The sequence below is a fragment of the Kocuria flava genome, assembly GCF_001482365.1.
In the GTDB taxonomy this organism is placed as follows: domain Bacteria; phylum Actinomycetota; class Actinomycetes; order Actinomycetales; family Micrococcaceae; genus Kocuria; species Kocuria flava.
This window is the reverse complement of record NZ_CP013254.1, coordinates 735,962-761,767: the sequence shown is the minus strand read 5'-3', so window position 1 is coordinate 761,767 and position 25,806 is coordinate 735,962. Positions and strand designations below refer to the sequence as shown.

The 25,806-nt window shown below is 75.3% G+C and carries 25 protein-coding genes; 12 read left to right on the top strand and 13 right to left on the bottom strand.

Annotated elements, in window-relative coordinates:
* Positions 1-93: 93 nt before the first annotated feature.
* The 6 genes from AS188_RS03525 to AS188_RS03500 all read left to right on the top strand — a co-directional run bounded on the left by AS188_RS03525 (position 94) and on the right by AS188_RS03500 (position 7,390).
* The gene (locus AS188_RS03525) at positions 94-753 is read left to right on the top strand and encodes a GntR family transcriptional regulator (RefSeq protein ID WP_058857681.1); all 660 of its coding nucleotides are present in this window, start codon (positions 94-96) and stop codon (positions 751-753) included.
* 189 nt (positions 754-942) lie between these two features.
* Complete coding sequence (locus AS188_RS03520) at positions 943-2,286, top strand: MFS transporter (RefSeq protein WP_058857680.1); 1,344 nt, start codon at positions 943-945, stop codon at positions 2,284-2,286.
* Positions 2,287-2,379: 93 nt separating this feature from the next.
* Positions 2,380-3,636 carry a M24 family metallopeptidase gene (locus AS188_RS03515; RefSeq protein ID WP_058857679.1) on the top strand — a complete coding sequence of 419 codons (1,257 nt, stop codon included), beginning with the start codon at positions 2,380-2,382 and terminating at the stop codon, positions 3,634-3,636.
* 126 nt (positions 3,637-3,762) lie between these two features.
* The gene (locus tag AS188_RS03510) at positions 3,763-4,539 is read left to right on the top strand and encodes a creatininase (RefSeq protein ID WP_058857678.1); all 777 of its coding nucleotides are present in this window, start codon (positions 3,763-3,765) and stop codon (positions 4,537-4,539) included.
* A 7-nt stretch (positions 4,540-4,546) separates the two neighbouring features.
* The gene (locus AS188_RS03505) at positions 4,547-6,385 is read left to right on the top strand and encodes a BCCT family transporter (protein ID WP_083529222.1); all 1,839 of its coding nucleotides are present in this window, start codon (positions 4,547-4,549) and stop codon (positions 6,383-6,385) included.
* A gap of 201 nt (positions 6,386-6,586) precedes the next feature.
* Complete coding sequence (locus AS188_RS03500) at positions 6,587-7,390, top strand: IclR family transcriptional regulator (protein WP_236945043.1); 804 nt, start codon at positions 6,587-6,589, stop codon at positions 7,388-7,390.
* Between the two features lie 82 nt (positions 7,391-7,472).
* Here the strand turns inward: AS188_RS03500 and AS188_RS03495 are convergent, their stop codons facing one another.
* Positions 7,473-8,021, bottom strand: a complete 549-nt coding sequence (locus AS188_RS03495) for a CueP family metal-binding protein (protein WP_058857676.1) — start codon at positions 8,019-8,021, stop codon at positions 7,473-7,475.
* Between the two features lie 163 nt (positions 8,022-8,184).
* Here AS188_RS03495 and AS188_RS03490 point away from each other — a divergent pair, with 163 nt between their 5' ends.
* The 4 genes from AS188_RS03490 to AS188_RS03475 all read left to right on the top strand — a co-directional run bounded on the left by AS188_RS03490 (position 8,185) and on the right by AS188_RS03475 (position 10,654).
* On the top strand, positions 8,185-8,658 hold the full coding sequence (locus AS188_RS03490) for a hypothetical protein (RefSeq protein ID WP_058857675.1): 474 nt from the start codon (positions 8,185-8,187) through the stop codon (positions 8,656-8,658).
* A 24-nt stretch (positions 8,659-8,682) separates the two neighbouring features.
* Positions 8,683-8,886 carry a hypothetical protein gene (locus tag AS188_RS03485; protein WP_058857674.1) on the top strand — a complete coding sequence of 68 codons (204 nt, stop codon included), beginning with the start codon at positions 8,683-8,685 and terminating at the stop codon, positions 8,884-8,886.
* 201 nt (positions 8,887-9,087) lie between these two features.
* Positions 9,088-9,828, top strand: coding sequence for an SDR family NAD(P)-dependent oxidoreductase (locus tag AS188_RS03480; protein WP_058857673.1), 741 nt, complete (start codon positions 9,088-9,090; stop codon positions 9,826-9,828).
* Positions 9,829-9,970: 142 nt separating this feature from the next.
* Positions 9,971-10,654, top strand: a complete 684-nt coding sequence (locus tag AS188_RS03475; RefSeq protein ID WP_058857672.1) for a hypothetical protein — start codon at positions 9,971-9,973, stop codon at positions 10,652-10,654.
* Between the two features lie 43 nt (positions 10,655-10,697).
* On the opposite strand, the gene AS188_RS03470 is transcribed toward AS188_RS03475, so the two are convergent.
* Both AS188_RS03470 and AS188_RS03465 read right to left on the bottom strand, forming a co-directional pair.
* Complete coding sequence (locus tag AS188_RS03470; protein ID WP_058857671.1) at positions 10,698-11,927, bottom strand: multidrug effflux MFS transporter; 1,230 nt, start codon at positions 11,925-11,927, stop codon at positions 10,698-10,700.
* 53 nt (positions 11,928-11,980) lie between these two features.
* A complete protein-coding gene (locus AS188_RS03465) occupies positions 11,981-13,144 on the bottom strand; it encodes a PP2C family protein-serine/threonine phosphatase (RefSeq protein WP_058857670.1) in 1,164 nt (387 codons plus the stop codon).
* 156 nt (positions 13,145-13,300) lie between these two features.
* On the opposite strand from AS188_RS03465, the gene AS188_RS03460 reads away from it, so the two are divergent.
* A complete protein-coding gene (locus tag AS188_RS03460; protein WP_058857669.1) occupies positions 13,301-13,939 on the top strand; it encodes a hypothetical protein in 639 nt (212 codons plus the stop codon).
* Positions 13,940-13,958: 19 nt separating this feature from the next.
* Here AS188_RS03460 and AS188_RS03455 read toward each other — a convergent pair whose 3' ends face one another.
* From AS188_RS03455 to AS188_RS03410, 10 genes are all read right to left on the bottom strand, one after another.
* Complete coding sequence (locus tag AS188_RS03455; protein WP_058857668.1) at positions 13,959-14,993, bottom strand: hypothetical protein; 1,035 nt, start codon at positions 14,991-14,993, stop codon at positions 13,959-13,961.
* A complete protein-coding gene (locus AS188_RS03450; RefSeq protein WP_058857667.1) occupies positions 14,990-15,352 on the bottom strand; it encodes a YciI family protein in 363 nt (120 codons plus the stop codon). The genes AS188_RS03455 and AS188_RS03450 overlap by 4 nt, the downstream gene beginning before the upstream one ends.
* 40 nt (positions 15,353-15,392) lie before the next feature.
* Positions 15,393-16,361 carry an asparaginase gene (locus AS188_RS03445; protein WP_058857666.1) on the bottom strand — a complete coding sequence of 323 codons (969 nt, stop codon included), beginning with the start codon at positions 16,359-16,361 and terminating at the stop codon, positions 15,393-15,395.
* A 112-nt stretch (positions 16,362-16,473) separates the two neighbouring features.
* A complete protein-coding gene (locus AS188_RS03440) occupies positions 16,474-17,424 on the bottom strand; it encodes a hypothetical protein (protein WP_058857665.1) in 951 nt (316 codons plus the stop codon).
* Positions 17,425-18,129: 705 nt separating this feature from the next.
* On the bottom strand, positions 18,130-18,435 hold the full coding sequence (locus AS188_RS03435) for an antitoxin (protein WP_058857664.1): 306 nt from the start codon (positions 18,433-18,435) through the stop codon (positions 18,130-18,132).
* Between the two features lie 106 nt (positions 18,436-18,541).
* Positions 18,542-19,918, bottom strand: a complete 1,377-nt coding sequence (locus AS188_RS03430) for an FAD-binding oxidoreductase (protein WP_236945042.1) — start codon at positions 19,916-19,918, stop codon at positions 18,542-18,544.
* A 235-nt stretch (positions 19,919-20,153) separates the two neighbouring features.
* Positions 20,154-21,695 (bottom strand): gluconokinase, encoded by a 1,542-nt coding sequence (locus AS188_RS03425; RefSeq protein WP_058857662.1) that lies wholly within the window; start codon positions 21,693-21,695, stop codon positions 20,154-20,156.
* On the bottom strand, positions 21,692-22,714 hold the full coding sequence (locus tag AS188_RS03420) for an L-idonate 5-dehydrogenase (RefSeq protein ID WP_058857661.1): 1,023 nt from the start codon (positions 22,712-22,714) through the stop codon (positions 21,692-21,694). The genes AS188_RS03425 and AS188_RS03420 overlap by 4 nt, the downstream gene beginning before the upstream one ends.
* Positions 22,715-22,756: 42 nt before the next feature.
* Positions 22,757-23,533, bottom strand: a complete 777-nt coding sequence (locus tag AS188_RS03415) for a glucose 1-dehydrogenase (RefSeq protein ID WP_058857660.1) — start codon at positions 23,531-23,533, stop codon at positions 22,757-22,759.
* Positions 23,533-24,912, bottom strand: a complete 1,380-nt coding sequence (locus AS188_RS03410; RefSeq protein ID WP_058857659.1) for a GntP family permease — start codon at positions 24,910-24,912, stop codon at positions 23,533-23,535. Before AS188_RS03410 ends, AS188_RS03415 begins: the two co-directional genes overlap by 1 nt.
* Before the next feature lie 138 nt (positions 24,913-25,050).
* Between AS188_RS03410 and AS188_RS03405 the strand changes: the two genes are divergently transcribed.
* The gene (locus AS188_RS03405) at positions 25,051-25,758 is read left to right on the top strand and encodes a FadR/GntR family transcriptional regulator (protein WP_058857658.1); all 708 of its coding nucleotides are present in this window, start codon (positions 25,051-25,053) and stop codon (positions 25,756-25,758) included.
* Positions 25,759-25,806 lie beyond the last annotated feature (48 nt).

Below are 25,806 nucleotides of genomic sequence, written 5' to 3'. Positions count from 1 at the left end.
GAGCAGGACCACTCGGGGTCAAGCACTTTTTTCCGGGAGGCCCGAACACCCGTCACAGCACCGTCATCCCCGCCGCAGGAAAGGGTTCCCCGCATGCTGCTGCAGCACGACGACACCACGGAGGGCGGACGGTCCCTGGCCGACCAGGCCTTCCTCCGGCTGCAGGACCGGCTGATCCTGCTCGACATCCCACCGGGCAGCCCGCTCAACGAGGCCCGCCTCAGCGAGGAGATGGGCGTGGGGCGCACCCCCCTGCGCGAGGCCCTCAAGCGCCTGGAGTCGGAGCACCTCGTGGTCACCTACCCCCGCCGGGGAACCTTCGCGACCACCGTGGACATCACCGCCCTGTCCGAGATCTCGCAGGTGCGCGAGGTCCTGGAGCCCCTGGCCGCCCGCCTGGCCGCCGAGCGGCACGGGGGCGCCGCCCGCGAGCGCCTGCTGCGGCTGCGGGACCAGCTCGAGCAGCCGGCGGCGGAGGAGCGCGAGGACACGCTGCGCTGGGACGTGGCCATCCACCGCGCCGTCTACGCCGCCGCGGGCAACGCCCACCTGGAGACGACCCTGACCCGCTACGGCAACCTGGCCACCCGCATCTGGTGCGTGGCCGCCGACCGGATCCCGCAGCTGCAGGAGCACATCGCGGTGCACACCGCCCTGCTCACCGCGGTGCTCGAGGGACGCGACGAGGAGGCCGCCACGATCATGCTCGAGCACATCCGCGACTTCGAGGAGCAGGTGCGCAAGGTCCTCTGAGAACCTCCGCGCCGGCCCGGGCGGCGCATGCGCATGCCGTCATCCCCGCGCCCGAAGCAACCGTGTTGCAGACCGTTACCGATGGTTAACACGAATTAACGCGGAACCCATTGACCGTGAGCCGGACCACTCCCTACATTGAGGCAACGCTGTTGCAAAAGATGCAACACACCACCCCAGGGAGATGACATGTCACACTCCTCCGACGCCGCCGCCGCTGCGGCCCAGGCCGTGCCGGCGAGCCCGCCGGCCCCGGGCGCCCCGGACCCCTCGGTCCGCCGCCGCGTGGTGACCGCGAGCTTCATCGGCAACTTCGTCGAGTGGTTCGACTACGCGATCTACGGGTACCTGGCCGCGACCATCGCGGTGGTCTTCTTCCCGGAGTCGGACCCGCAGACGGCCCTGCTGGCGACCTTCGCCCTGTTCGCGATCTCGTTCTTCGTCCGCCCGCTCGGCGGTTTCGTCTGGGGGCACCTGGGCGACAAGCTCGGCCGGCGCACCGCGCTGTCCCTGTCGATCCTCATCATGTCCGTCTCCACGTTCTGCATCGCCCTCATCCCGGGCTACGCGACCATCGGGATCTTCGCGCCGGTGCTGCTGCTCGTGGTGCGCATCGTGCAGGGCTTCTCCGCGGCCGGCGAGTACGCCGGGGCCTCGGCGTTCCTCGTCGAGTACGCCCCCGCCAACCGCCGCGGCCTCTACGCCGCCGTGGTCCCGGCCTCCACGGCCACCGGTCTGCTCTTCGGCTCCCTGTTCGTGGCCGGGCTGACCGCGCTGCTCTCCGACGACCAGCTCAACAGCTGGGGCTGGCGCATCCCCTTCCTGCTCGCGGCGCCCATGGGCCTGATCGGCCGCTACATCCGCACGAAGCTCGAGGACACCCCCGCGTTCCAGGAGCTCGCCGAGGAGGACGAGGTCATCCAGGCCCCGGTCCGGGACATGTTCCGCAACCACTGGGGCGCCCTGCTGCGCGCGGTCGGCGCGGTGCTGCTCAACGCCGTGGGCTTCTACGTGTTGCTGAGCTACATGCCGACCTACCTCTCCGAGGAGATCGGGCTCGGGAAGACCGAGTCGTTCCTGGCCACCTCGCTGGCGCTGCTGTCCTACGTGGGCTTCATCTTCCTCACCGGCCTGGCCTCGGACCGCTTCGGCCGCAAGCGGATGCTCATGGCGGCGTCCGTGAGCTTCGTCGTGCTGACCGTGCCGGCGTTCATGGTCCTGGAGTCCGGGACGTTCCTGGCCGTGCTGGCCGTCCAGGTGCTGCTGGGGGCGATGCTGACCCTCAACGACGGCACGCTGCCGAGCTTCCTGGCCGAGCTGTTCCCGACCCGCATCCGCTACACCGGCTTCGCCGTGAGCTTCAACCTCGCCAACGCCGTCTTCGGCGGCACCGCACCCTTCATGGCCACGCTGCTGATCTCCGCCTTCGCCACCAACCTCGCCCCGGCCTGGTACCTGATGGCCGCCGCGGCCGTGTCCTTCGTCGCCGTCGCCCTCTCCCGGGAGACCGGCGGCAAGCCCCTGGAGCACTGAGCGCTCCCCGAACAGACCACCCCTCCCGGTCCGGCGCCGCCCGGCGCGGACCACTCCACACCCGAAGCACGCACCACCCACGGAAGGATCACCATGACCACCACGACCACCGCCAACGCCACCTCCGTCGCCGAGCTCGAGCGCCTGAAGGTCCTGCACAACGGCCAGAAGGAGCAGCTGACCTTCTCCGACGCCGAGTTCGAGCGCCGCCTCACCGGCCTGCGGAAGATCATGGCGGCCAAGCAGCTGGACGCCGTCATCCTCACCAGCTACCACGGCATCAAGTACTACTCGGACTTCCTGTACACGACGTTCGGCCGCAACTACGCCCTGGTCGTCACCGCCGACGACTCGGTCACGGTCACCGCCAACATCGACGCCGGCATGCCGTGGCGCACCAGCTACGGCGACAACATCGTCTACACCGACTGGCAGCGCGACAACTTCTACTTCGCCCTCCAGGAGGTCCTGCGCCAGCGGGGCGTGAAGGCGAACCGGATCGGCGTGGAGGACGACGCCCTGCCGCTGCTGACCCGTCAGCGCATCCAGGCCGCCTTCGAGGGCGCCGAGCTCACCGACGTCTCCCAGGACGCCATGCGCCAGCGCATGATCAAGTCCGCCGAGGAGATCGAGGTCATCAAGCACGGCGCCCGCATCGGCGACCTCGGCGGCGAGGCCATCCGCGCCGCGATCCGCGAGGGCATCACCGAGTACGAGGTCGCGCTGGCCGGCACGGAGGCGATGGTCCACGAGATCGCCCGCACCTTCCCGCACCGCGAGGTGCGCGACACCTGGGTGTGGTTCCAGTCCGGGATCAACACCGACGGCGCCCACAACTGGGCCACCACCCGCAAGCTGCAGCGCGGGGACATCCTGTCCCTGAACTGCTTCCCGATGACCTCCGGCTACTACACCGCCCTCGAGCGCACCCTGTTCCTGGGCGAGCCGGACGCCCGCTCGCGCGAGCTGTGGGAGATCAACGTCCAGGTCCACGAGCGCGGCCTCGAGCTGATCAAGCCGGGCGCGGTGTGCAAGGACATCGCCGCGGAGCTCAACGAGATCTTCGTCTCCCACGGCCTGCTGGCCAACCGCACCTTCGGCTACGGCCACTCCTTCGGCGTCCTCAGCCACTACTACGGCCGCGAGGCCGGCCTGGAGCTGCGCGAGGACATCGACACGGTGCTGGAGCCGGGCATGGTCGTGTCCATGGAGCCGATGATCACGATCCCGGAGGGCGAGCCGGGCGCCGGCGGCTACCGCGAGCACGACATCCTGGTGGTCGGCGAGGACGGCGCCGAGAACATCACCAAGTTCCCCTACGGCCCCGAGCACAACATCATCGAGGCCTGAGCCGCTCCTCCCCGGTGGCGCCGCCCGCGGGCGGCGCCACCGGTCTCCCCGGGCCTGCCGCCCGGGAACCCCGCACCCCGCACCGGGTCCGCGCCGCCGGCGCCCCGGGCACACGGAAGGATCCCTGTGGTCAGCACCCGCCACCTCGAAGACCTCGACGCCGCCTCGTACGAGGAGTACGCGTCCACCGGCCACGGCCTGGTGCTCGTGCCCACCGGGGCCACCGAGCAGCACGGCCCCCACATGCCGCTGGGGGTGGACGCGATGCTCTCCACCGCCGTCTGCGCCGCGGTCGCCGACGACCTCGACGCCGTGGTCGCCCCGGCGTTCCGCTACGGCTACAAGTCCCAGCCGCGCTCCGGCGGCGGCAACCACCGCGTGGGCACCACGAGCCTGTCGGGGCAGGTGCTGATCCTGCAGACCCGCGACGTGGTCTCCGAGTTCTTCCGCCACGGCATCCGCCGGGTCGTGGTCGTCAACGGCCACTTCGAGAACTACCAGTTCCTCTACGAGGGCCTCGACCTGGCCGTGCGCGAGCACCGCGACGACGACGGCGGGCCGGTGCGGGCGCTGCTGCTGTCCTACTGGGACTTCGTCGACGAGCAGACCCTGGAGGCCGTCTTCCCCGACGGCTTCCTCGGCTGGGACATCGAGCACGGCGGCGTGCTCGAGACCTCCCTGATGCTCCACCTGCACCCCGGGAAGGTCGACATGTCCCGGGCCCCGGTCCACCCCCCGGCCGAGCTGACCCCCTACGACGTGTTCCCCGAGGACCCGGCCCGCACCCCGGGCTCGGGCTGCCTCTCCTCACCGGCAGGCGCCACCGCGGAGCGGGGCGAGCTGCTGCTCAACGCCGTGCGGGCAGGCATCGCCCGCGCGGTCTCCAGCGAGTTCGGGAAGTGAGTCCGACATGACCAAGCACCTCGAGACCGGTCCGGCGTCCGCGCCGGACCACGGCAACGGGTACTCCGACGTCGACGTGACGACCGGGGCCATCAACATCCCGCGCTTCCGCGGCCGTCACCTGCCGCCCCTGGACCGGACCATCATCGCCGTCCTGCCGCCGCTGCTGATCATCGCCGTGCTGGTGGTCGTCACGCTCGACCCGGCCGGCGCCGCGGAGTCGATCTCCGGCGCGCGCACGTTCGTGACCGGCAACTTCACGTGGCTGTTCATCCTCTACTCGGTCGTGGCCGTGGCGGTGTGCCTGTGGCTGGTGTTCAGCCGGGTCGGCAAGGTCCGCCTCGGCGGCCCGGACGCCCGCCCCGAGCACGGGAAGTTCGCCTGGTACTCGATGCTCTTCGCCTGCGGACAGGGCATCGGCCTGATCTTCTGGTCCGTGGCCGAGCCCATCATGCTGCGCGACGAGAACCCGGTGGTGCCCGCCGGCCCGGACGGTGCCGGCGAGGGCGCCATGGTCTGGTCCTACTTCCACTGGGGCTTCACCGCGTGGGCGATGTACTGCGTGGTCGCCGTGTGCCTGGCCTACTCCCACCACAACCTGGGCAAGACCCTGACCTTCCGCGAGGCCACCGTGGACATCCTGCCCAAGTGGTCCCAGCGCGGGGCCGGCGTGGTCGTGGAGCTGCTCGCCATCAGCGCCACGGTCCTCGGCCTGGCCACCTCCTTCGGCTTCGCCGCCATGCAGTTCAGCTCCGGTCTTGGCTCCTTCACCGGGGTCTCCTCGGGCCCGGGCCTGTGGCTGGTCGTCATCCTCGGGCTGGGCGGGCTCACCGCCGTCTCGGCGTTCTTCGGGATCAACAAGGGCATGAAGCGCGTCAGCGAGCTCAACTCCGTGCTGAGCATCGTGCTGATCGCGGCCGTGTTCGTCTTCGGCCCCACGATCTTCCTGCTCTCGAACATCACCCAGACCTTCGGCTCCTTCCTCGCGAACTTCACCGCGATGAGCTTCTGGACCGACGCCGGCACCTCGGGCCGGCCGCTGGAGACCTGGCAGGACAGCTGGAACGGCTGGTGGACCGTGTTCATCTGGTGCTGGGTGATCGCCTTCAGCCCCTTCGTCGCCGGGTTCATCGCCCGCATCTCCCGCGGGCGCACGATCCGCGAGTTCGTCATCGGCGTCACCGTGGTCCCCTCCCTGATCGTCATGATCTGGATCGGCGTCATCGGCTCGGCCGCCCTGTACTACGACGACCGCAGCGACCGGGGCATCTCCGGGGCCGTGGCCGCCGACACCTCGAGCGGGCTGTTCGTGATGCTCGAGTCCGTGCCCGTCATCGGGTCCCTGCTGCTCGTGGTGGCGACCGTGCTCGTGGCCACCTACTACGTCACCTCGCTGGACTCCGGCGCCCACGCCCTGGCGGAGTTCGTCTCCGCCCCGCGCAAGGCCGGCCCCCTCTTCCGCGTCGTGCTCGTGGCCAGCATCGGGGCCGTGGCCGTCACGCTGCTGACCCTCGGCGGGACGGCCGTGGTGGACACGGTCCAGACCGGCACCATCATCGGCGCGTTCCCGTTCTCCTTCATCATCCTGCTCATGATCGCCAACCTGGTCCGCCGTCTGATCACCCGCAACCGGGAGATCGTGCGCCTGGAGCGGGAGGTCAACGACCCGACGCCCACCGCCGCGGAGCGCCTCGCCGGGGCCCGCATGGAGGCCGGGGACCTCCCGCCGGCCCCGCGCGCGGAACGGGCGGGGCCGGAGCAGCCGGGTCCGGAGCGGCCGAGCCCGAACGGCACCGGTCCGGCCTCCGCCCGGGCCGGCACCGAACCGGCGGCCACCGGCCCCTGAGCCGCTGAGCCCCGGGCCGCCCGCTCCCCCCGACGGGGGACGGCGGGCGGCCCCCTCCCCCAGCACCGGCACCGGGTGCGGCGTCCCGAGGCGCCGCACCCGGTGCCGTGCCCGTGCCCGGCCGGGTCGCGGGCCCCGTGGCACGGCGCGCGCCGGTGCGGGCCCGCGGGAACCGTCCGATGGTGAAGAATGGTCAGTCCTATGCCTGTGTCAGCCGAGAGCTCCCCGTCCAACGGCGAGGCCCGCGCCGCCTCCGTCGTCTCCAACGCGATCAGCGTGCTGCGCTGCTTCTCCACGGAGAGCCCGTCGCTGGGCGTCACCGAGATCGCCGCGCAGGTCGGCCTGCACAAGAGCACGGTCTCGCGGATCCTCTCGGTCCTCGAGCAGGAGGAGCTGGTCGAGCGGGACCCGCAGAGCCGCCGCTTCCGGCTCGGGCTCGGGCTGATCTCCGTGACCGGTCCCCTGCTGGCCGACCTCGACGAGCGGCGGGTCGCCTACCCGGTGCTCCAGGCCCTGGCCGAGCAGACCGGGGAGACGAGCACCCTGATGCTGTGGAACGGTGCCGAGAGCGTGTGCGTCGAGCAGATCCCCAGCCGCCGCCAGATCAAGCACACCACCCCGCTGGGTGCCCGCTTCAACACGGCGCACAGCGCCTCGGTGCAGGTCTTCCTCGCCGGCCAGCCGGCCGAGCGGGTCCGGACGATGCTGCTGTCCGGGGCGATCGAGCACCCCGCCCCCACCGAGGACGCCGTCACCGCCTACCTCGGGCTGCTGACGGAGGTCGCCCGCGACGGCGTGGCCCTCAACTACGGGATGACCTCGGTGGACGAGGTCGGCGTGGCCGCCCCCGTCCACGACCACCGCGGCGAGCTGGTCGCGGTCACGATGATCGCCGCGCCCCGCTACCGGGTCGGCGAGGAGCAGGCCCGCCTGCTGCAGGACGCCTGCCGCGCCGCCGCCGGGGAGATCTCCCAGCGCCTGGGCGGCTCGACCGGCAGGGTCTGAGCCGGACCGACGGGATCCCCGCGGCACGGGCCGAGGTGCGGAACCCGGCCGGGCGCGCGGGCCGTGTGCGGTGCCGCTGGGCTCAGACCAGCCGCATGGTGGTCAGGCAGGTCGGGTCCCCGGCGGAGGTCCCGAACGCGGTGCGCGCCGCCCCGTCCGCGGAGGAGACCTCCACGGTGCCGGTGATGTCCTTGGGCAGCCAGAAGCCCACGAACCCGTTCTCGTAGCTGGTGACCTGCTCGTCGACGAGCACCGCCCCGGAGGCGTCGGTGATCCGCACGTCGAGGTCCTCGCCCACGAGCTCCCCCTGGCAGCCGGAGAGGCTGTGGGCGAAGCACTCGTGCGTCGTCGTCCGGTACGGCGCGATCGCGAGGTAGAACCGGTCCTCGGGCATCGGCAGGGAGGTCTCCGCGGCGCCGTCGGCCAGCAGCACCTCGTCGTAGGTCACGGACCCGGCGAGACCGGCCTCGCGGTCCTCGTGGGTGCGGTCGAGCTGCGCCACGACCTCCTCCGTGCTCATCCCGGTCAGGCCGTGCTCGGCCAGCAGGGGGTCGGCGGAGCCGTCGTCCCCGGCGCAGGCGGACAGGAGCAGCACGGCGGCGGCGGGGAGCGGGAGCAGCACGGATCTCATGCCCCCAGGCTACCGGGGCCGGCGGTCCTCTCCTCCCGGGGCACCCGACCTCCCCCGCGCGGCTCAGCCTCCGGGCGGATCCGCCGCCGCACCCGCGTCCCTACGCTGGGAACCGCCGGATCCGGCCACCGCGCGCCCCGGCCCCCACGACCGAAGGATCCCCGTGCTCGAGACCCTCCAGGACTTCACCTCGTCCCTGCCCCCGCTGCTGCAGTGGCTGGGGGTGCTGCTCGCCGGTGCCGTGCCCTTCGTCGAGTCCTACTTCGGCTCGGTGATCGGCGTCCTGGCGGGGCTGCACCCGGTCGCCGCCGTCGGCGCGGCCGTGGTCGGCAACATCGCCTCCATGCTGCTGCTGGTGCTGGGCGCGCACCGGCTGCGGGGGCGGTTCGCCGACTCCCGGAAGGAGCCCTCGGCCCAGCGGCAGAAGCTGCGGCGGGCCTTCGACCGGTACGGCGTGGCCGGGGTCAGCCTCCTGGGTCAGACCATCCTGCCCAGCCAGATCACCGCGACCGCCATGGTCTCCTTCGGCGCCGCCCGCAACGCCGTGATCCTGTGGCAGATCGTCTCCATCCTGCTGTGGGGCACCGCCTTCGGCCTGCTCACCGCCCTGGGCGTGGACCTGCTCGCCCGCCCCTGACCCCCGGCTCCCGGAAGGAACCCCATGCCCCGCCACGACGACCCACCGCACCGTCCCGAGCACCGGAGGACCAGCACGTTCCTCGTCCTGGGGGTCGTGTTCCTCGTAATCGGGGTCGGCACCGCGTTCGGTGCCGAGAACGCCGGCAGCGGCATCGCCTTCCTCGCCGTCGGCATCACCTTCCTGATCATCAGCTCGAGCGACCACGGGGAGAACGAGGAGGGCTGAACTCGGCCCCGCCGCAGCGGAACGCCGCACGCCCACCGCCGCCGGGTCACATCCCGGCGGGGAGGCGCGGGCCCGTTGTGCTGCGGCCGCGGCGGTGCTCTGCTGGAGGAGCGGGAGCCGCGGCGGGGCGTCGTCGTCCGTCCGGTCCCGCCCGGGGGCGCGGGGGCGCCCCGGTCACGAGCGACGCGGAAGGGGAGCGCCATGGGGACGCTCGAGGGACGGACGGCGCTGGTCACCGGCGCGGCGCGCGGGATCGGGGCGGCCGTGGCCGTGCGCCTGGTCGAGGAGGGCGCCCGGGTGATGCTGGCCGACGTCCTGCCGGAGACGGACGTGCACCCCGCGCTCGGGGCCCGTGCCGAGCGGGTGCACCTCGACGTCACGGACGCCGGGGGCTGGGCCGCGGCGGTGGACGCGACGGTGGCGGCCTTCGGCGGGCTGGACGTGCTGGTCAACAACGCGGGGATCGTCGCCTTCGGGCACACCGCGGAGCACTCGCGGGAGGACTGGGACCGGGTGCTGGCCGTGAACCTCACCGGGGTGTTCCTGGGGCTGCAGGCGGTGGTGCCCGCGATGCGCGAGCGCGGCGGCGGGTCGGTCGTGAACGTCTCCTCGATCGCCGGGCTGCGCGGCTACGAGCGGATCCCCGCCTACACCGCCTCGAAGTCCGGGGTGCGCGGGCTGACGAAGACCGCGGCGCTGGATCTCGCCGCCGACGGCATCCGGGTCAACTCGGTGCACCCCGGTTTCATCGCCACCCCGATGACCGAGGGCATGTCCCCGGACGTCGAGCACGTCGCGATGGCCCGGGCGGGCCGGCCGGAGGAGGTCGCCGCGACGGTGGCCTGGCTCGCCGGGGACGACGCGTCGTTCGTGACGGGCGCCGAGATCGTCGTCGACGGCGGGGAGACCGCCGGCACCGCCCACAACCCGGTCCCGGGCTGACCCCCTGTGCCGGGGCCTCCCGCCCGGATACCCTGGAGGTCCAGGGCCGCAGGGTTCGGGAGGATCCCATGAGCACCACGCACCGGCGCCGCACCCACCGGGCCGTCCCGCACGGGGCGCCCCGCCCGCGGGGAGCACGGCCGTGATCGCCGCCGCCCTCGCCGCCGCCCTCCTCGCCCTGGGCCTGCTGGTGCACCTGGCCCTGAACGCCGTGCGCGCCACCGGCGCCGCCGCGCCGCCGCGCCCCCGGATCACCCCCGAGCAGGCCCGGCACGCCGGGGCGGAGGACATGCGCGCGGCCTGGCTGGGCGCCCAGCTGGGCGCGCTGCCGCCCCCGCAGCGGGGCGGGGACGCGGCCTTCGTGGCGGCGCGGCTGGCGGAGGTCCCCCGGGCGGACTGGGACGCGGCCGCCCTGCGCCGGCACGGCCAGCTCCTGTGGTCGCTGCGCCCGGCGGCCGCCCGCGCCGGGCTGCTCGCGGAGGTCGAGGAGCGGCTGGACCGGGTGGCGGCGATGCTCTCCGACCTGACCGGGCGGGAGTTCGACACCCGGCTCGGGCAGTCCGACGAGCGCTGCCTGTGCCACCCCGACCCGCAGGTGCGCGCCGCCTACCTCGCCGGCGGCTCCGACGGGGTGGACGCCGTCATGCGCACCATCTCCGAGGCCAGGGCGCGCGGGCGCCAGGACGCGGCCGCCCGGGCCGCCGCGGACTCCCTGGCCCGGCAGCGCAACGCCGCGCTGCGGGCGCTGCGCGAGATCGACCGCGCGACCCGCACCCGAGACGCCCACGCCGCCTGGGACGAGCAGGCCCGGCAGCTCGGCGGCTGAGGCGGCACACCGGGCTCTCGCCCGGGGTCGCGGCCCGGCCCGCTCAGCGGGAGAGCCGGGTCGCCACGACCGCGGCGCCCAGGGCGAGCACCGCGCAGCCGGCCATGAGCACCGCCATCGGCACCGCCGTGTGCTGCCCGGCGATGCCGCTGAGCGGGGAGACCAGCCCGCCCAGCAGGAACTGCACGAGCCCGAGCACGGCGGAGCCCGCACCGGCCCGGCCGGGCACCCGCTCCTGGGCGAGGGCCGTGGCGTTGCCCATCACGAAGCCCACGCAGGTCTGGACGACGAACAGCTGCACCAGCGTGGTCCATCCCGTGATCCCGGCCAGGACCAGTCCCAGGCCCACCACGGTGACCGCGGCCAGGACCGTGAGCGCGGTGCGCAGCACCACCGCCGGGTCGATCCGGTCGACGAGCCGGGCGTTGATCAGCGCCGCCGCGATCATCCCCGCGGCGTTGACGGCGAAGACGGCGGAGTAGGCGAGCGCCGAGTAGCCCAGGACGTTCTGCACCACGAACGAGGACGCCGAGACGTAGGAGAACAGGGTGCCGAAGCTCAGCCCGAAGACCAGCGCCCAGGCCATGAACGGTCCGTTGCGCAGCACGGCCCGGGAGCCGGCGACCGCCGCCCCGATCCCGCCGGTGCGGCGGCGGGACCGGGGCAGGGTCTCCGGGACCACGAGCACCGAGCACAGGAGCATCAGCAGCCCGAAGCCGGCGAGCGCCCAGAAGGCGACCTGCCACGGGGCCACCGTGGCGATGACCCCGCCGAGCAGCGGCGCCACGACCGGGGCCAGGGAGGTGATGGTCGCCAGCGCCGAGAACAGCTTCGCGGCCTGCCGGCCGGTGGCGATGTCCGAGACGACGGCGCGGGCGATGACGACCCCCGCCGCCCCGGCGACCCCCTGCAGGGTGCGCAGGGCCAGGACCGTGCCGATGCCGGGGGCGAGCACGACCGCCACGGAGCTGAGCAGGAAGACCACGTTGCCCGCGACCATCAGCCGGTGCCGGCCCAGCACGTCCGAGACGGGCCCGAGCAGGAACTGCCCCACGGCCATGCCGACCATGTAGGTCGTCATGGTCAGCTGCACGGCGGAGGCGGAGGCGCCGAGGTCGTCGGCCATCGCCGGCATGGACGCGAGGTAGATGTCCATGGCCATGGGGCTCACGGCGCTGAGGATCCCCAGCGCGCCCACGAGGACGAGGTGGTCGGCGCGCCCGGGCAGGTCCAGGCGGGAGCGCACGGGCTCGGGCGGGCGGGACGAGGACATGCGGCTCCTGGGACGCGGGGCGGGAGGGCGGGCCTTCCCGAGGCTACTCCCGCTCAGCCGGCGCGGCGCAGGGCGAGCACGGTGACGTCGTCGTCGAGCCCTCGCTCGAGCGCGAAGCGCAGCACCCGCTCGACGAGCTCCTCGCAGCCTGCGCTGTCCGCCACGGCCCGGCCGGCGCGGGCGAGGGCGGCGGGGACGTCCGGGAAGTAGTCGAGCAGCCCGTCGCTGATCACCAGCAGGGTCTCCCCGGGCGCGAGCCGCTCGGTGCGCGGCTCCCACGTGCTGCCCGGCAGCGCGCCCAGCGGCAGCCCGGAGGAGCACAGCCGGCGGTGGGCCCCGGTGGGGTCGCAGACGACGGCGAGGCCGTGACCGGCGTCGACGTAGTCGAGGACGCCGGTGCCGAGATCCACCCGGGCGGCGAAGGCGGTGACGAAGGTTCCGGTGTCCTCGAGGATCGACTCCAGGGCGGCCCCGGCCCGGTCGACCGCGGCCCGCTGGTCGTTGTAGCGGGCGGACCCGTGCAGGACCGCACGCACCGAGGCGGCCAGCAGGGCGGCGGGCAGGCCCTTGCCCATGACGTCGGCGACGTGCAGCTGCAGCCGCCCGTCCTGGACCCACCAGTCGTAGAAGTCCCCGCCGAGCTCGCGCGCCGGCGCCCACCGGGCCGCGAGGTCCCAGCCGGGGACGGACGGGGCGGTGCGCGGCATCAGCATCCGCTGCACCTGCCCGGCGTGGTCGATCTCGTGCTGGGCGGCGAGCTCGTGCTCGACCAGCCCGGCCAGCTCGGCCAGGATCGCCTGCTCGCGCGCGGTGAGCTCCCGCGGGACGGGGTCGGTCAGGCACAGCGAGCCGATCCGTTCCCCGCCGGGGGCGCGCAGCGGGTGCCCGGCGTAGAAGCGCACGGGCGGGTCGCCGCGGACGAAGGGGTTGGCGCGGAAGCGGTCGTCGGCCGCGGCGTCGGGCACCACGAGCGCGCCCGGGTGCTCGACGGTGCGGGCGCAGAAGGAGTCCCGCCGCGGGGTGTTCACCAGCCCGGGCAGCCCCACCTCGGCCTTGGTCCACTGCCGGTCGGCGTCGACGAGGTTCACGGCGGCGGCGCCCACCCCGAAGATCTGCTGGGCGAGGCGCACCACGCGGTCGTAGCGCTCCTCCCGCGGGGTGTCGAGCACGCCCAGGGCGTGCAGGGCCCCGACGCGCTCGGCCTCCGAATGCTCCATGCACTTCACTCTAACCAGCGCACGGTGTGCGGCGCCCGACGACGGGGCCGGGCCGCCCACGGCCCCGTGCGGAGGCGCCGCGGGGGCCGCGGGGATGGGTCATCATGGAGGTCCCGAGGACCCGCCGCCCGGTCCTCCCGCCCGCCAGGAGACCCCGTGCCCAAGAGCAAGCCCCGCAAGAAGGCCGCCGCGAAGAAGAAGCAGGAGCGCCGCCGTTTCCACGCCGGGGCCGCCGCGCCCGAGCCGGAGATCACCGGCGCCGAGCAGGGCACGTGGGACGACGACGCCCACGAGCTGCTGGTCGCCCGCGGCTGGACGGCCTACCGCGACCTGGAGATGGACCAGCTCGGCGACGGCTGGGAGTGGTTGCCCTCGCAGCTGCCGCTGGACGCCGGCGTGGGCGGTGAGCCCGGGCCCACCTCGGTGTTCGCCGCGGCCGAGGGCGGCTTCGACGTCGAGCTCGCCTCCGCGAGCGGCAGCGTGGCCGCGGACCGGAGCGCACACTACGACACCCTCGAGGAGCTCGCGGGCGACCTCGACGCGATCGAGGCCTGGCGCGTGCCGGACGAGGAGTACGTGCTGCCGGAGGTCCCCGCCTTCTCGGGCGACACCCCGGAGGAGATCTGCCGGCTGTGGACGGGCGGGATGATCGACCACTGGGAGCTCGTGGCGGACCTGATCCACTTCCCCTACGACGAGGTCCCCGGCGGCTTCGCCGCGGTGGAGCGGGCGCACCGGCTCGGGCAGGTGTCCACGAACCTCTACGAGGCGGTGCTGCGCGGGCGCGCGGGCTGACGCCGGGCCCGCAGGGCGCTCAGCGCGGACCGGGCGTGCGCGCGCCCCGCACACCGCGGGGGCCCCCGCGGCCCGCACGGCGCCCCCGGGGGCGGGGGCGCAGGCGGGGCACGGGTCCCTCCGTGGCCAGCTGGTCCCGCCACAGGACCGCGACGTCCTCCGGGGTGTAGGTCGCGGCGACCTGGGCGTCGTTGCCCCCGCCCAGCACGTTGCGCGGCCACAGCCCGCCCCACACCGTGCCCGGCACCGCGGGGTAGGTGGTGGCGCCGTCCGCGACCGGGCGCACGGGCACGCCCAGGCGCAGGGCCGTGACGTGCAGCCAGACGTCGTCGGCCCGCGGGCAGCACCGCTCGAAGGCGGGCCCGGCCTCCCGCAGCGCGTCGAGCACCCGGGGCGGGTAGAGCACCCCGGACAGCCCGGTCGCGAAGGTCCGCCGCGAGACGGTGCCCGGCACGGCCGGACCCCACTGGGCGTAGGGCAGCACCCGGCCGTTCTCCAGCCGGATCCGGTGGGCCCGGTGGGCGACGACGTCCTGCGGGTGGCGGGCGTGCGCGGCCAGCAGCTGCTCGAGCCACCCCGGCCCGTAGAGGACGTCGTCGTCGGCGGTGACCAGGGGCAGCTCGTGGTGGGCGCACGAGACCACGTGGTGCCAGTACTTGTTGTGCGGGCCCCGGTCCGGGTCCGCGCGGCGCAGCTCGAGGCCGCGGGCGACCAGCCGGGCCAGCGGCGGCGGCGGGTCGGCCACGACGGCGGCGTCGGGGACCCACAGCACCAGCCGGCGGGGGCGCACGGTGCCGGCGGCGATGGCCTCGACGGCGAGGTGGACGGTGCGCAGCCGCCGCCCGTGGGAGGCGAGGCTGACCACCACGGGGGCCTCGCCCAGCACCGAGGAGGTCGCGGTGCGGTTGGCCAGGGCCGCCGCCGCGGCGTCGCGGCCGATCCGCACGAGGCTCAGCAGCCAGCGCAGCAGCTGCGCCGTGAGCGCCCGTGCGGCGACGCGGGCGAGGGTGCGGACCAGCGCCCGGAGCCTGCCGGGCCCGCGCGGGGGGTTCACGGCAGGTGCTCGGCCGGCTCTCCCTGGAACTCCCGCACCTCCACCGGCAGGGTCGTGGCGCGGGCCAGCTTGCGCCCCCATTCGATGGCCGCGTCGTAGTCGGGGGCGGCCAGCACGCAGATCCCCCCGGCGTGCTCGTCCTCCCGCTCGTAGGGCCCGTCCGTGGTGACGACGTCGTCCCCGTGGAAGCGGACGACGACGGAGGCCTCGGCCCGGTCCAGCCCGCCCGCGAAGACCCAGGCGCCGGCGGCCCGCAGCTCGTCGTTGAACGCGGCGACGCGCTCCATCACGGGCCCGAGCACCTCGGGGCCGGCGGGACCGCCGTCGGGCTGTTCGATGCTGAGCAGGTAGTGCTTCATGACGGGTCCTCCTGGGCTCGGGCGGGAACGGGGCCGGTGGTCACAGGTACGGGCGCAGCGCCGCGGGCAGCTCGGCCGGGGCCGTGCCGTGGGAGAGCAGCAGCGCCACCAGGATGCGGGCCTGGAAGGGGCTGAGCTCCCCGGCGGGCACGGCGCCGGCGGCCACGAGGTCGACCCCGCCGCCGTCGCCGTAGCGGGGCACGACCGGCCCCCAGGGCACCCGGCTGCCGAGGACCACCGCACACCCGGCCCCGACCGCGGCGCGCACGGCCTCGGCGAAGCCCGGCCCGGCGTTGCCCGCTCCGGTCCCGGCCAGCACGACCGCCTGCGCCCCGGAGGCCACGGCGGCCTCGAGCAGGTGCGGGGTCGCCCCGGGGTAGGCGGTGACGACCTCGACCCGGGCCGTGCCGAAGCCCGGGCCCGGCAGCGGCAGCGGCGGCCGGCGCACGGGCTTGGCCAGCACGTGCAGCCGGCCCCCGGCGATGCGGGCGACCTCGGTGCCGCCGGCGAACGGGTCGGGGGCGGTGGTGTGGGCCTTGCGGGCCCCGCGGGCGGTGCGCACGGTGCCGGCGAAGCCGATCACGGCCCCGCAGTGGTGCAGCGCGGTCGAGGCGGCGGCCAGCACGGCGTCGGCCACGTTGCCCGGCCCGTCGGGGGCGGGGCTGTCGGCCGGGCGCTGCGCCCCGGTGAGCACCACCGGCTTGGGCGAGGCGTGGACGAGGTCCAGCAGGAACGCGGTCTCCTCGAGGGTGTCGGTGCCGTGGGTGACCACCACGCCGTCGTTGCCGCGGTCCTCCAGGGCCTCCCGCGCGGCCTCGGCGATGCGGCGCAGGTCCGCCAGGTCCAGCCGGAAGCTGTTGGTGGTCAGGACGTCGCGGGCGCCGACGGTGACGGCCCCGTGCTCGCCGCGGGCCAGGCCGGCGGCGAGGTCGGTCGCGACCGCCCCGGTCTCCCCGCTGCCGCGCGAGGCGATCGTGCCGCCGGTGCCGAGCAGCTGGACGTGGACCATGGCCTGCCTCCTGGACTCGCCTGCGTCGGTGGCCCGCCCCGGTCGCGCCGCTCCCGGGGGCCCGGGCACCGCTGGGTTCCGACGCTAGTCCCCGCGGCGCCCCGGCGGAAGGTCAGCCGCGCTGCGCGCGCCGGCCGGTGGGCGCGGCCTGCCAGGGCCGCACCCCGAGCAGGTCGGCGGCCTCCCGGTAGTGGGTGGTCACCAGGATCAGGCAGCCGGTCTCCACGGCGCGCCGGTAGCAGTGCGGGTCGAGCTCGTCGTCGTGCAGGTTCTCGTCGTAGCGGGTGAGGTCCAGGACCGTGGGGACGTCCCAGGACCGCAGCCGCAGCCCCTCCTCCGGGTCGGGCATGTACTGCCCGCCCCAGCCGATCAGCCGGGCCGGGTCGGGGGCCTCCCGGCGCACGTCCTCGGCCGTGCCGAGGCCGTCCCGGCCGGTGGGGACGCAGTAGACGAGCTCGGGGGCGAGCTCGCGGTAGGCCGTCAGCTCCGCCCGGCCGTGGACGGCGACGACGACGTGGGCGGCGGCGTCGTGGGCGCGCACCAGGCGCACGACCTCGGCCGGGTCGACGTCGTGGGCGACCAGCCACAGCACCGCCCCCTCCCGCACCGCCCACGCGAGGAAGTCGGCGGCCTCGCGGACGCGGTAGCCGGAGACCTCGCCGTGGTTGTCCACGAGGCGCTGGCTGAGCACGTAGTCGGCCGACTGCTCGCTGATGGGGCCGACGCCCGTGCAGGCCCGGCCCATGACGGGCTCGTGCAGGACCACGCACGTGCCGTCGACGGTGCGGCGCAGGTCCAGCTGCACGAGCACGCCCGGGCGGGTCGCGAGCACGTTCTGCGCCGACTCGAGGGCGGAGCCGGGCCAGGGGCCGTCCGGGTGGTAGCCCGCCCGGGACGCGACCAGCAGCGGCCCGGTGCGGGCCAGGTACTCGTGCCGGGTCGCGGCCGCGAGCTCGGCCGGGGAGCCGAAGCGCACCGGGTAGGGGCCGGTGGCGAACGGGTCGTGGGCGCTGCGGCAGCTCACCCGGTCCTCGGGACCGGGCGTGGCGGAGGTGGATGACATGGGGGAACTCCTCGGGGGGACAGGAGCGGGGCGGACGTGCTGCGGGCGGTCGGTCGGCCGCGGCGGGGGGAGGCCGCGGTGGCGCGACCCGGCGGGAGCGGGCGGCACCGGCGTGGCCCACACGCCCGCGCCCGTCCGTTCCCGGAGGTCACGGGGCCATTGTGACAGCGGCGGCGCCCATCCGCGGGGAACACTCCGGAGCCGTGGCCCGCGGCGTGCGCTCCGGCCCCCTCGCCCCGCCGGGTCGAGGGGGCGGGGCGAAAGTTCCGCCGAAAGTCCATTGCGCCGGCGCCCGGGGTCGGGAGGATGGGAGGGACCGCCTCCCCCGGCGGTCGCCCCGGCGCCCGCCCCCGGCGCCGGCTCCCCGCGCCCGCTCCCCCGGCGGCCGCGGCCCCGTTCGCGCCCGACGGTGCTCGAGCCCCCGGAGAAGAGCAGGCATGGTCGTCGTCGTCCTCGTTCCCGCCCTCGTCGTCGCCGCCGCCACCGCGGCGGGACTGGCCCTGCTGGTGGCACGCGCCGTGAGCGGCGCCCTGCGCCGCCGGGCCGCTCGCCGGGCGGGCCCGGACCGCCCCGTCTCCGCCGCGGTCGCCGCCTCGAGGGCCCGCACGGCCGCGGCCGTGCGGGCCCTGAGCACGCCGGCGGCCCGGCCGGCGGGTCCGGCCGGGCCGCACGGGTCCCGCCCCGGCGGGGCGGGCGGCACGGCGCTCAGGGGCGCGGCGGCTCCTGCGGGCCCCGGCCGTGCGGGTCCTGGCGGGGCGGCTGCCCGTCCGGGCCGGCCTCCCCGGGCCGCACGGACCCGGGTGCGGACCCGTCCCCGGGCCGCGGTCCCGTCCCGGGGCCTCCGCCGAGGAGGTCGCGGGCCTTCTGCTGGGCGCTGTCCACGTGGCGCTCGTACTTGCGCCCCGTCCGCCGGTCGACGAGGTTCCCGGCCCGGTCGATGACCTTGCCGACCTTGTCGGGGTTGCGCCGGGCGTAGTCCTTCGCCTTGTTCACGAGGCCCTTGAGGTCCACGGTCGTGTCTCCTTCCGGTGTGTCCCGCCCGCGCTGCCCGCGGACGGCCCGGTCCCATCATGCCGGGCGCGGGCCGGGCGGGACAGGCCGGGCCCGGCGGGCGGGCTCAGCGGACCTGGCCGACGACGTGCTGGAAGCGCAGCAGGTTCTGCGGGTCGTAGACGGCCTTGGCGCGCACGAGCCGCGCGTAGACCTCCTCGGACCAGGCCCGGGCCCGCTCCGACTCCCCGCCGGGCATCCCGTGCAGGTTCACGAAGGCCCGCCCGGTGCTCCAGGGGGCCAGGGCCCGCAGGATCGCCGCGAGGGCGGGCGGGGTGCGCTCGGCCACCCCCGGGGAGAGCCGGCCGATCAGCTCGAGGAAGAACGCGGCGTCCCGGCCGGTCACGGCGTCGTCCCGCGCGCCCGGCCCGGCCAGCGCCCCGCCCATGAGGCGGATCCCGACCTCGGGCAGGGGGCACTGCGTGCCGGGGCCGGCGTGCTGGAGCAGCGCCGCGAGCGCCGCGGCGTCGAAGTCCCGCAGGAACTCCCCGGTGAGCACGTACAGGCCCGGCTGGGTGGCGTCGAGGTGGACGCGGTCGATCCGGCGGTAGTCCAGCGGCGCGACCGTGTCCAGCAGCGGCCGGCCGGTCGAGCGCATCGGCTCGAGCGCGCGCCGGCCTTCCTCGGGGTCCCCGACCCAGCAGAAGCGCAGGTGCACGACCTGCCGGCGGGCCACCCGGGGGTCCACCGCCGCGGAGCGGGGCATCCAGCGCAGCGCCACGGACGTGCTCGCGGCCGCGGGCAGCCCCGGGGCCCACCGGCTGAACGCGGCCAGTACCTCCTGGGCGTCCTCCCCCGGCCAGAAGATGCCGCCGCCGAGCAGCGGCCCCAGCGGGAACAGCTCCAGGGTCATGGTCGTGACGATGCCCAGGTTGCCCTTCCCGCCCAGCAGCAGCGCGAACAGCTCGGGCTCGTGCTCGGCGTCCACCGCGCGCAGCCGGCCGTCGGGGGTGACGACCTCGAGGGCGCGCACCCAGTCGGCGGCGAAGCCGAAGACCCGGCCCAGCACGGGCAGCCCGCCGCCGAGCGTGTACCCGACGGCTCCCGCGTGGGTCGAGGAGCCGTTGAGCACCCCGAGCCCGTGGGGGGCGATGGCGTCGATCACCGACCCCCAGCGCACGCCCGCCCCGATCCGGGCGCACCGGCGGACCGGGTCCACCACGAGCTCCTGCATCCGGCGGGTGGTCAGCAGCAGCCCGCCCTCCATCGGCAGGTCCGCCCCGTGGCCGGTGGCCTGCACGCCGACGGGCTCGTCGTGGGCGGCCGCCCACTGCACGGCGGTGATGACGTCCCCGGTGTCGTCGGCGCCGACCACGAGGTCGGGGCGGTGGACGGCGGCGAGGTTGAAGCCGGCGACCTCCTCGGCGAAGCCGGGGTCGCCGGGCAGCAGGACGGGCCCGCAGATCTGCGGGACGAGCTCGGCCACGTCGGTCCGTGTGAACACCGCGCGCCCCCTCGGCGCCGTCGACGGTCGTGGTGCCGCGCGGATCGCGGTCCCGCGCGGAAGGCTGGGTCCAGGGTACGGCCGTCGCGCCCGTCCGAGGGGGGCGTCCGGCGGATCGATACCGGTTCGGGACCCGCGGGGCCGCAGGCACGGCGGACCGGCGACGACGCGGGCCGCGGGCCGGACCGTCCGGGCCGGGACGGGGCCACCGTCCGGGCCGGGGCGGCCCGGGGGCTCAGCGCTCCAGCGGCAGGCGGCCCGCGAGGTCGCGCAGCGCGGTGAAGGACGGGGCCAGGGCGTCGTGCAGGCCGTCGAAGACCGGGCGCAGGGCGGCGTGGACGGCGGCGTCGTGCGGGTCCGGGGCCACGGTCTCGGCCACGGTCACGAGGTCGGCGGCGACGTCCACCGAGGGGACCAGCCCGAGGGCCTGCATCCCGAGCAGGGCCGCGCCGAAGCCGGAGCCGTCGTGGCCGGGGGCGAAGGAGATCTCCGTGCCGAGGACGTCGGCGAGCAGCCGGCGCCACAGGGGGCTGCGGGCGAACCCGCCCGTGGCGCGGATCTCGGTGACGGGCAACCCCGCCTCGCGCATCGAGTCGAGAACGAGGGCCAGCTGCTGGCAGACCCCCTCGAGGGCGGCGCGCACGAGGTGCTCCCGCCGGTGGGCGCGCGTGAGCCCGACATATGCCCCACGGGGAATGGAGGTCCAGCGGGGCGCCCGCTCCCCCAGCAGGGCGGGGAGCATGAGCAGCCCGCCGGAACCGGCCGGGACGCGGGCGGCCAGGGCCAGCAGCTCCTCCTCGGGCTCGTCGCCGAGGTCGGGGGCCAGGGCGTCGCCGGCCCAGCCGAGCACCACGCCGCCGTTGTTGATCGCCCCGCCCACGACCCAGCGCCCGGGCACGAGGGCGTAGCAGAACACGCGCCCGCGGGGGTCGACCACGGGGCGGTCGACGACCACCCGCAGGGCCCCGCTCGTGCCGATCGAGCACGCGGCGACACCCGGGCGCACCGCCCCCAGGCCGAGGTTGGCCAGCGGCCCGTCGCTGGCGCCGACGACGACGGGGGTCGCCGCGGGCAGCCCCGTCGCCGCGGCGGCCTCGGCGGTGAGGCCCGGCAGGACGTGGGTGGTGGGCACGAGGCGGGGCAGCCGGTCCGGGCCGAGGCCGGCGAGGTCCAGGGCCTCGGCGTCCCAGTCCAGGGTGCTCAGCTCCAGCAGCCCGGTCGCCGAGGCCACGGAGTGGTCGGTCACGAGCTCACCGCACAGCCGCAGCAGCACCCACTCCTTGATCCCGGCCCACGCGGCGACCCGGGCGCACAGCGCCGGCTCCTCCTCTCGGAACCACACGAGCTTCACCAGCGGGGACATCGAGTGCACGGGGGTGCCGGTGCGCCGGTGCAGCTCCAGGCCGCCGGGCGCGGCCCGCAGGCGCTCGGCCTGGGCGCCCGCGCGGGCGTCGGCCCAGGTGATCAGCCCGGTCAGCGGCTCGCCCGCCGCCGAGAGCCCGAGCAGGCTGTGCATCGCGGCGCTGAAGGACAGCCCGGCCACCCGCGCGGGGCCGACCTCGGCGGCGACCCGGCGCACCGTGGTGAGCACCGCCTCGAGGATCCGCCGGGGGTCCTGCTCCTCCCGGCCGGGCGCGGGCGCCTCGAGGGGGTAGCCGGCGGAGGCGCAGGCCAGCTGCTCTCCCGCCGGGGTGAAGGCGACCGCCTTGGTGGCCGTGGTGCCGATGTCGACGCCGACGACGACCGGCCCTGCCGCCCCGGCGCGCGGGTCCGTCACCGGGCGCCGCCGGGGCGCAGGGACACGAGGACCTTGCCGGAGGCGGCCGAGTCGCGGGCGGCCTCGAAGGCCGCCACGGCCTGCCCGGCCGGGAGCACGTGGGTGACGACGTCCTCGATCTCCGGGCGGCGGGCGAGCAGCTCGAGCGCCTCGCCGATCTCGTCGTCGAAGCGGAAGCTCCCGCGCAGCTGCAGCTCCTTGGACACCAGCGGGGCGAGGTTCACCGGGCGGGGCTCCCCCGGGACCATGCCGACCTGGACGACCACGGCGGCCCGGCGCGCGCCCACGAGCGCCGCGCTCACGGCCGCGGGCACCCCGGAGCACTCCAGGACCACGTCGAAGGACAGGGGCGGGACCTCCTCGGTGCCCACGCGCACGGTGCCGTGCACCCCCAGCGCGCGGGCCCGCTCGAGCGGGCCCGCGAGCACGTCGGTGGCCACGACCTCGGCCGCGCCCCGGGCCAGCGCCGCGGCGGCGGCGAGCAGCCCGATGGGCCCGGACCCGGAGACGAGCACCCGGCGCCCGGCCACGTCCCCGGCCACCGTGAGGGCGTGCAGCGCCACGGCCAGGGGCTCGGCGAGCGCGGCGGCGCGCAGCCCCAGGCCCGCCGGCAGCACCCGGACCATGTCGCGGCGCACCACGAGGTGCTCGCTCATCCCGCCCTGGGTGTGCGGGTCCGTCGAGGCGCTGCCCAGGTAGGCCCCGCCGGGCCACAGGTGCCGGCGGTCCAGGATGCCGGGCTCGGGGGTGCCGAAGGTGGCGGGGTGGACGGTCACGGGCGTGCCGGGGGCGAGCTCCCCGGACGGGTCGAGGTCCACGGTCCCGGAGACCTCGTGGCCGGGCACGAGGGGCTCGCGCACGGCGTACTCGCCGTTGGCGCCCTCGTAGTAGTAGTGCAGGTCGGACCCGCACACCCCGGCGTAGGCGATCCGCAGCCGCACCTGCCCCTCGCCGAGCTCGGGGACGGGGCGGTCCTCGACCCGCAGGTCGAGCTTCCCGTGGATGACGACGGCCTGCATGGGGACTCCTCCTGGGGGTGCGGGCGGCGGGGACGGACGGGCTCAGACGACGGCGGTCATCCCGCCGTCCACGAGGACGTTCTGCCCCGAGACGAAGCTCGAGGCGTCGGAGCACAGCCACACGAGGGTCCCGACGAGCTCCTCGACCCGGCCCCAGCGCTGGGCGGGGGTGCGCTGGGCGACCCAGGCGCTGAACTGCTCGTCGGCCACGAGGGCCTGGTTCATCTCGGTGGCGAAGTAGCCGGGCGAGATCGCGTTGACCTGCACGTTGTGGCGGGCGAGGTCGGCGGCCATGCCCTTGGTGAGCATCACGAGCCCGCCCTTGGTCGCCGAGTAGGGGGCGATCGTCTGCCGGGCCAGCACGGACTGCACGGAACCGACGTTGACGATCTTCCCCGAGCCGCGCTCCTGCATGCCCGGGGCCAGCGCCCGGGAGACGTGGAACGCGCTGGAGAGGTTCGCCGCGACGATCTCGTCCCAGTCCTCGGCGGAGAACTCGCTGAACGGCGCCCGGCGCTGGATCCCGGCGTTGTTGACGAGGATCTCGGGCACGCCGTGGGCGGCGACCAGGGCCGCGAGCGCCTCGCGCACCGCGGCGGCGTCGGTGACGTCGAAGCGCACCGTGAGCGGGTCGGTGCCCGTGGCCGCCGCGATCTGCGCCCGGGACGCCTCCAGGGCCTCCCGGTCGCGGCCGTGGAGCACCACGCGCGCACCCGCCTGGGCGAGGCCCTCGGCGAGGACCCGGCCGAGGCCGCGGGAGGAGCCCGTGACCAGGGCCAGGCGGCCGGTGAGGTCGAACAGCTGCGCGACGGGGCGCATCAGGCGATCCAGAAGACGAGGAGGACGATCAGGAAGCCCAGCACGGACTCGAGGGCCTGCTGGACGGTCCAGGTCTTCAGGGTGGTCTTGACGTCCATGCCCATGAGCCGGCCGACCAGCCAGAAGCCGGAGTCGTTGACGTGGCCGGCGAACACCGAGCCGGCGGCGGTGGCCAGCACGATCGCCGCGACCTCCACGGAGCCGAACCCGCCCGCGGCCACGGCCGGGGCCATCAGCCCGGCGGCGGTCACGAGGGCCACGGTCGCGGAGCCCTGGGCCAGGCGCAGGACGACGGCGATGAGGTAGGCGGCGAAGATGACGGGCAGCCCGATGCCGTCCAGCGACGAGGCCAGGGCGTCGCCGATGCCGGAGGCGCGCAGGATGCCGCCGAACATGCCGCCGGCGCCGGTGATGAGGATGACGGAGGCGACCGGGCCCAGGGAGGAGTCGACGACCTTCTCGAGCGCGGTGCCGTGCTCGCCGCGCCGGGTGCCGAGCACGAACAGGGCCACGAGCACCGAGATCAGCAGCGCGACCGGGGACTCGCCCAGCGCGGAGAGCAGCTGGAACCAGGAGGTGTCCTCGGAGACCGTGCCGGCGGCGCGCAGGAAGTCGAGGCCGGTGTTCATGAAGATCAGCACGAGCGGCAGCAGCAACAGGGCCACGATGGTGCCGACCTTCGGCGGGTCGGCGGGCTGGTCGGGGTCGACCTCGCCGAAGAACCCGGGGACGGGCAGGACGTACTTGGTGCCCACGCGCTTGCCCCACAGGTACGCGGAGAAGTACCAGAGCGGGAAGGCCAGGAGCAGGCCGATCAGCAGGACCGTGCCGAGGTCGGCGCCGTAGAGCTCGGTGGCGGCCACGGGGCCCGGGTGCGGCGGGACGAAGACGTGCATGACCGAGAAAGCACCGGCGGCGGGGATGCCGTAGAGCAGCACGTTGTTGCCGCTGACCCGGCGGGCGACGGCGAAGATGATCGGCAGCATCACGACCAGGCCGGCGTCGAAGAAGATCGGGAAGCCCATGATCAGCGAGGCGATGCCGAGGCCGAAGGGCGCCCGCTTCTCCCCGAAGATCTCCACGAGCCTGTCGGCGAGCACCCGGGCGCCGCCGCTGTGCTCGACGAGCTTGCCGAGCATCGCGCCGAGGCCGATCAGCAGGGCGACCGAGCCGAGCGTGCCGCCGAAGGCCTCGACCGCGGTGTCCACGATCATGCCCGTCGGGATGCCCGTGGCGAAGGCGGTCAGCAGGGCGACCACGATCAGGGTGAGGAAGGCGTGCAGCTTGAACCTGATCACCAGGACCAGGATCAGCGCGATGGCGGCCGCCGCGATGCCCAGCAGGGGCGCGGTGCCGAGGGTCTGTGTCCAGTCGTCCACTGAGCATCTCCGTTGATCTCGTGCCCGGATCGGGCGGTGAGGCGTCGTCGTGATCCACGACACGCGCTAGGCTGGCAGAAAGATCATACTTTTGGCAACCAGCGGCAAGGACTTGCCCCGGCCACGGACGGAGGGCCCATGCACGGCGTGGAGCTGCACGGCGCGGTCCTGGACCGGCTCGGGGAGTCCATCGCCTCCGGGACCCGCCCGCCGGGCACGGTCCTGACCCTGGCCGGGCTCGAGGAGGAGCTCGGCGCCTCCCGCACGCTCGTGCGCGAGGTCGTGCGCGTGCTCGAGTCGATGGGACTGGTCGAGTCCCGGCGCCGGGTGGGCGTCACGGTCCTGCCCCCGGAGTCCTGGAACCCGTTCGACCCCCGGCTGATCCGGTGGCGGCTGGGCGGGCCGGGGCGGGCCGCCCAGCTGCTGGACCTGACCGAGCTGCGCTCGGCCATCGAGCCCGTGGCCGCCCGGCTGGCGGCCGTGCGCGCCGGCGACGACGAGCGGGCCCGCCTGGCCGGTCTCGCCGCCCGGCTGCGGGAGCTCGGGGAGGCCGGGCGGGGCACGGACCCGGAGTACCTGGCGGTCGACACCGCCTACCACCGCCTGCTGCTCGAGGCCAGCGGCAACCCCATGCTCGCCGCGCTGCGGGACGTGGTGGCCGAGGTGCTCTCGGGCCGCACGAGCCTGGGCCTGATGCCGGCGGACCCGGAGCCCGCCGCCCTGGCCCACCACGAGGCCACCGCCGCCGCCGTGCTCGCCGGGGACCCCGCGGCGGCCGAGGAGCACGCCCGGGCCGTCGTCTCGGAGGTGCTCGGGGACGTCCAGCCGCCCCCGCACGGGCGCTGAACGGCCGGGCCGCACCGGAGCGGGCGGTGTGCGCGGCGGGCGAACACC

Bases quoted from the DNA above. Each gene is read 5' to 3' on its own strand.
- AS188_RS03525 (WP_058857681.1), top strand. From the start codon at position 94: ATGCTGCTGCAGCACGACGACACCACGGAGGGCGGACGGTCCCTGGCC.
- AS188_RS03520 (WP_058857680.1), top strand. From the start codon at position 943: ATGTCACACTCCTCCGACGCCGCCGCCGCTGCGGCCCAGGCCGTGCCG.
- AS188_RS03515 (WP_058857679.1), top strand. From the start codon at position 2,380: ATGACCACCACGACCACCGCCAACGCCACCTCCGTCGCCGAGCTCGAG.
- AS188_RS03505 (WP_083529222.1), top strand. From the start codon at position 4,547: ATGACCAAGCACCTCGAGACCGGTCCGGCGTCCGCGCCGGACCACGGC.
- AS188_RS03500 (WP_236945043.1), top strand. From the start codon at position 6,587: ATGCCTGTGTCAGCCGAGAGCTCCCCGTCCAACGGCGAGGCCCGCGCC.
- AS188_RS03495 (WP_058857676.1), bottom strand. From the start codon at position 8,021: ATGAGATCCGTGCTGCTCCCGCTCCCCGCCGCCGCCGTGCTGCTCCTG.
- AS188_RS03485 (WP_058857674.1), top strand. From the start codon at position 8,683: ATGCCCCGCCACGACGACCCACCGCACCGTCCCGAGCACCGGAGGACC.
- AS188_RS03480 (WP_058857673.1), top strand. From the start codon at position 9,088: ATGGGGACGCTCGAGGGACGGACGGCGCTGGTCACCGGCGCGGCGCGC.
- AS188_RS03470 (WP_058857671.1), bottom strand. From the start codon at position 11,927: ATGTCCTCGTCCCGCCCGCCCGAGCCCGTGCGCTCCCGCCTGGACCTG.
- AS188_RS03465 (WP_058857670.1), bottom strand. From the start codon at position 13,144: ATGGAGCATTCGGAGGCCGAGCGCGTCGGGGCCCTGCACGCCCTGGGC.
- AS188_RS03450 (WP_058857667.1), bottom strand. From the start codon at position 15,352: ATGAAGCACTACCTGCTCAGCATCGAACAGCCCGACGGCGGTCCCGCC.
- AS188_RS03445 (WP_058857666.1), bottom strand. From the start codon at position 16,361: ATGGTCCACGTCCAGCTGCTCGGCACCGGCGGCACGATCGCCTCGCGC.
- AS188_RS03440 (WP_058857665.1), bottom strand. From the start codon at position 17,424: ATGTCATCCACCTCCGCCACGCCCGGTCCCGAGGACCGGGTGAGCTGC.
- AS188_RS03420 (WP_058857661.1), bottom strand. From the start codon at position 22,714: ATGCAGGCCGTCGTCATCCACGGGAAGCTCGACCTGCGGGTCGAGGAC.
- AS188_RS03415 (WP_058857660.1), bottom strand. From the start codon at position 23,533: ATGCGCCCCGTCGCGCAGCTGTTCGACCTCACCGGCCGCCTGGCCCTG.
- AS188_RS03405 (WP_058857658.1), top strand. From the start codon at position 25,051: ATGCACGGCGTGGAGCTGCACGGCGCGGTCCTGGACCGGCTCGGGGAG.